Below are 4,471 nucleotides of genomic sequence, written 5' to 3'. Positions count from 1 at the left end.
GTGTCACCCCGCTCGCCGCGGACGTCACGGCGGACGGCTTCTGCGCGGACCTGCGCGCCGCCGCCGCGCATGCACCGCTGACCGGGGCTGTCGTCTACGCCCCCGCCGTGCCGCCCGGAACGGTGGCACGACTCGTGCGGCCCGTCGTCGCGGGACCGCTCGTCCTCCTGGTGACGAGCGAATGGGCCGCACCCGGCCGCCCCGGCACCGACGCAGGGCCGTGGACCCCCAACGCCCTTCCCGCCGAAGCCCGTTCGGGGGCGGCGGGCAGGCTGCTCGTATTGGGCTGGCACGGAGAAGGCCGCACGGCGCGCTGGCACACTCCGCAGGAGATCTCCGCCGCTGCCCTGGCCCTGCTGGACGCGCCGGCCGGCCGGGACACCGCGCTCGGGGCGCTGCGCCCGTGGTCGGCACGACCTGTGTGAGCGCCCGCGCGATGTCCGCCCCCGGGCCAGGGAGTCAACTTCTGGCAGGGATGAGCATCCCCAGTAAGCTTCCGGGTGCGGCAGGCGGATCACCGCCGGTCGACGATGTCACGGGGCGAGACCGAGCCGGTCGTCGTGTCCACGCCGAGGGGAAGAGAGACCAGGCCATGCTGGGCGCCGAGCGAAGGAAGAGGCTGCTTCACGCGGTGCGCGCGGAAGGCGTCGCTCATGTGGGCACGCTCGCCGAGCGGCTAGACGTCAGCCCGTCGACCATCCGCAGGGATCTGTCCGCGCTGCAGGCCCAGGGCCTGTTGAACCGCACCCACGGCGGGGCGATGGTCGAGGCGATCCAGGCGGAGGAGCCCGACCGGCCGCAGCGCAGCGGGGTCGCGTCCTGGGAGAAGAGCAAGCTGGCCGCCGCCGCCGTGGAGCACGTCGCCCCCGGTGCCACGATCCTGATCACGGGCGGTACGACCACCGCCGCGATGGTGCCGCTGCTCGACGGGATCGAGCGGCTGACGGTCGTGACCAACTCGCTGCATCTGGCCGGTGAACTCGCCCAGTTCGAGGAGATCAGCACCGTCGTGCTCGGCGGATACCTGCGTCACCGTGAGATGTCCCTGCTGGGCCATCTGACGCGCCAGGCACTGGAGGAGTTGCAGGTCGACGAGGCATTCGTGGGTGCCTACGGCATCACGGCGGCCGGGATCAGCGGCGCCCACGTCGACGAGGCGGAGACCGACCGCTGGCTGCTCTCGCGGGTGGAGCGGATCACGGCCCTGGTCGACGGATCGAAGTTCGGCCGCTCGGGCCCGGTCCGGATCGCGCCCGCAAGCCAGCTGGACCGGGTCATCACCGACGGCTCGGCGCCCGGGGACCAGCTGGCGGCGCTGCGCGCCGCCGGGGTCGACGTCGTGCAGGTCTGAACCGGCGTCGTGCAGGTCTGAACCGGCGTCGTGCAGGCCCGAACCGGCGTCGTGCGGGTCCGGGCCGAGACCGTCACTCTCCCGCAGGCCGGAACCCCGCCCACTCGACCCAGACCTCCTTGCGCGGAACGCCCCATCCCTCGGCCAGCGCTTCGGCCGCCGCGTCCAGGGCCTGGCTCTGGTGGCCCCGGTCGGAACCGTGTATGACCGCCAGCGGCCAAGCCGTCACGATTCCGTGTCCCGAACTGGTCATGACGGCGTCACTGAGCACGGCGATCACCCCGGAGAGCGGCAGGCCGAGTGCTGCGGCGACCTGTCCGCACAGGTGCTTGAGCCGTGCCGCGTCGCGTTCGTAGTCGGCGTCCTTCGGGGCGGTCACCTGGATCACGGGCATATGGGTGCTCCTTCTCGATGTCGCGGGGAGAGAGGGCGGGTGCCGGGCTGAGGCTAAGCGCGCCCCTGAAGCCGGTCAAGAAAAAATGAGCAATAAAAATCAAGGCTTGCTTGTTATTGACTGACCTTGGTGGCGGGGGCTAGAAAGCAGTCATCAAGGCCCATGCGGCCGAATCTCCCCCTTGACGACGGAGGTTGTGCACCATGGCTGTCGCCAGACGAGCGCTCCTTGGCGCCGCCGTGGCAGGCGCCGGCGCGGTCGGTTTCGCCCGGCGCTCCGGTTTCTCGCCCTCCAACACGGGCTCGGCAGGAGCGGACACGCTCACCTTCTCGCTGTGGGGCGCCGACACCGAGATCGCGGCCTTCCAGGCCCTGGCCCGCGCGTACGAACGACGCCACAGCGGCATCCGGGTACAGATCCGGATGGAGTCCTACCAGCAGATGTACACCAACATGGACGCGCTGCTCGCCGGCGGCCGGGCCCCCGACCTGTTCCGCTGCGACTACGCGAACCTGGGGATGTACAGCGCGAGCGGCCAGCTCCTCGACCTGAGCCCCTACCTCGGCGAGCAGGACCGCGAAGCCTTCCTGCCCGCCCTGTGGGAGGCCGTCTGCCACGAGGGCAAGCCGTACGCAGTCCCCCACCACACCGACACGACGGCGGTCCTGTACCGCAAGGACATGTTCCGTACCGCGGGCATCACCTCGGTGCCCGCCTCCCTGGACGAGGCCTGGACGTGGGACGAGTTCACCGAGATATGCGCACGACTGAGCAAGAAGCTGCACGGCGTCTACCCCTTCGTCTACGGCTGGCAGCAGACCGGCGCGTTCCGCTGGCTGACGTGGCTGTGGCAGGCCGGCGGACGCATCCTCGACGAGAGCCGCACCGCGCCGGCGATCGAGTCCGCGGCCGGACTGCGCGCCCTGCGCTTCACCCAGGACTTCTTCCGCCAGGGCTTCGTCCCGCCCAACAGCTCGGTCAAGAGCGCCGCGTTCCCCGACGCCCTGTTCACCGCGGGCACCGTCGCCATGAGCTTCGCCGGTGACTTCCTGCTGCCGACCATCGACCCGGCGCTGAAGAAGGACCTGTACGGCGTCACCTTCCAGCCGCGCGGACGCCAGGCGGCCACCGACCTGGGCGGCAACGCAGTCGTTGCCACCCGCGACACCGAGAACCCCGAACTGGCGGCGGATTTCCTCAAGTTCCTCGCCGAAGTGGAGAACATGGCCCGCTTCTGCGAGCAGTGCGTCGTCCTGCCCACCCGCAAGTCCCTGCTCGGCAAGCCCCTCGACTACGCGGTGCGCCCCGACCTGATGCCCGTATACGCCGAACAGGCCACCGCGCTCACCCCGGCCATGACCGCACAGGTCGCCGTGCCCGGCTTCGGCCGCATCAACTCCGCGCTCCAGGACGAACTGGAAGCCGCCTTCGTCAACCGGCAGCCCGCCGACGTGACCCTGCGCAACATCGCCGCATCCACCCGCACCGCGCTGGCCTCCGCGTAAGGCCCTCCCTACCGCACCCAGGAGTTGCCATGGCCACCCTCGCCTCGTCGCCGCGCGATGTGCGCCCGCCCGCCCCGGCGCCCGCGGCGCCCTCCCCGCGAAAACGCAGAGCCGCGCGTTTCCGCGAAACGCTCGCCGCCTACTGCACGCTGGGCCCCAACCTGATCCTCGTCACGGTTTTCCTGCTGGTCCCGCTGGTCATGGCCCTGGTGCTGAGCTTCCAGTACAGCACCGGCCTCGCCTCACCCACCTGGGCCGGCCTCGCCAACTACCGCCAACTGGCCGGTGATCCCGTCTTCTGGCGCACGGTGGTGAACACCGCCGTCTTCTGCGTGGCGACCGTGCCCGTGGAGATGGCGCTGGGGCTCGGCGTCGCTCTGCTGTTCAACAAGGTGATGCCCGCACGCCCGCTGTGGCGCACCCTCGTCTACCTGCCCATGGTCATCTCCGGCGTGGCCACCGCCCTCATCGGCACCCTGATGTTCGACCAGAACATCGGCCTGCTCAACAAGCTGCTCGCCACCTTCGGACTGCCCGCGGCGCCGTGGCAGACCAGCGGCGGCACCGCCATGGTCTCCGTCGTCCTGATCACGCTGTGGATGCGCATCGGCTTCAACATGGTGATCTACCTGGCCGGCCTGCAGGGCATCTCGCCCGAGATGTACGAGGCGGCCGAAGTGGAGGGCGCCGGGCCCTGGCAGCGGCTGCGCAACATCACCGTCCCGCTGCTGGGCCCCTCGACGTTCTTCCTGCTCATCATGAACGTCATCTACTCCTTCCAGGTCTTCGACACCGTCTACGTGATGACCCTCGGCGGGCCGGGACATGCCACCGACGTCATGATCACTTACGCCTACCGCAACGGCTTCGAAGGACGCCAGCAGGGCTACGCGGCCGCCATCGGCATCGTCCTGTACGTCATCGTCATGATCTTCACGGCGCTGCAGTGGCGCTTCAGCCGCAACCGGGACACCGTCGGCTGACCTCGCACACCCCACCGGCTTCCTCCCCTCCCGCCTGCCCCGAAGGACACCGATGTCCGTCACCTCCCCGGCCAGACACCCCGCACCCCCGACCCGCCCCTCCGCGGCGACGCGCCCCGGGCGCCGCGACCGTCACCGCCCGCTGCGCGTGGCAGCAGCGGCCGTCATCGGGCTGGCCATGGCCCTGCCCCTGTTCTGGATGATCCTGGTCGCCTTCTCGCCCATCGCGGACCTGCAC

The 4,471-nt window shown here is 70.3% G+C and carries 6 protein-coding genes and 1 pseudogene; 5 read left to right on the top strand and 2 right to left on the bottom strand.

Features of this window, described 5'->3' with window-relative positions:
* Positions 1-425: hypothetical protein (locus tag ACQKIP_RS40655; RefSeq protein ID WP_427745324.1), on the top strand; the 425-nt coding region annotated here is incomplete at its 5' end.
* An 89-nt stretch (positions 426-514) separates the two neighbouring features.
* Here ACQKIP_RS40655 and ACQKIP_RS40650 read toward each other — a convergent pair.
* A complete protein-coding gene (locus ACQKIP_RS40650) occupies positions 515-655 on the bottom strand; it encodes a hypothetical protein (protein ID WP_365853850.1) in 141 nt (46 codons plus the stop codon).
* Here ACQKIP_RS40650 and ACQKIP_RS40645 point away from each other — a divergent pair, their 5' ends adjacent.
* A complete protein-coding gene (locus ACQKIP_RS40645) occupies positions 656-1,351 on the top strand; it encodes a DeoR/GlpR family DNA-binding transcription regulator (RefSeq protein ID WP_365853848.1) in 696 nt (231 codons plus the stop codon).
* Between the two features lie 73 nt (positions 1,352-1,424).
* Here the strand turns inward: ACQKIP_RS40645 and ACQKIP_RS40640 are convergent, their stop codons facing one another.
* The gene (locus ACQKIP_RS40640; RefSeq protein ID WP_365853846.1) at positions 1,425-1,745 is read right to left on the bottom strand and encodes a hypothetical protein; all 321 of its coding nucleotides are present in this window, start codon (positions 1,743-1,745) and stop codon (positions 1,425-1,427) included.
* Between the two features lie 203 nt (positions 1,746-1,948).
* Between ACQKIP_RS40640 and ACQKIP_RS40635 the strand changes: the two genes are divergently transcribed.
* The 3 genes and pseudogenes from ACQKIP_RS40635 to ACQKIP_RS40625 form a co-directional block, all read left to right on the top strand.
* On the top strand, positions 1,949-3,250 hold the full coding sequence (locus ACQKIP_RS40635) for an ABC transporter substrate-binding protein (RefSeq protein ID WP_365853844.1): 1,302 nt from the start codon (positions 1,949-1,951) through the stop codon (positions 3,248-3,250).
* A 29-nt stretch (positions 3,251-3,279) separates the two neighbouring features.
* Positions 3,280-4,233 carry a carbohydrate ABC transporter permease gene (locus ACQKIP_RS40630; RefSeq protein WP_365853841.1) on the top strand — a complete coding sequence of 318 codons (954 nt, stop codon included), beginning with the start codon at positions 3,280-3,282 and terminating at the stop codon, positions 4,231-4,233.
* Between the two features lie 52 nt (positions 4,234-4,285).
* Positions 4,286-4,471, top strand: a pseudogene (locus ACQKIP_RS40625) (hypothetical protein); the annotation flags it as partial.

It is taken from the genome of Streptomyces sp. NPDC059900, from assembly GCF_050270335.1.
Classification (GTDB): domain Bacteria; phylum Actinomycetota; class Actinomycetes; order Streptomycetales; family Streptomycetaceae; genus Streptomyces.
This window is presented reverse-complemented; position numbering and strand designations above follow the sequence as displayed.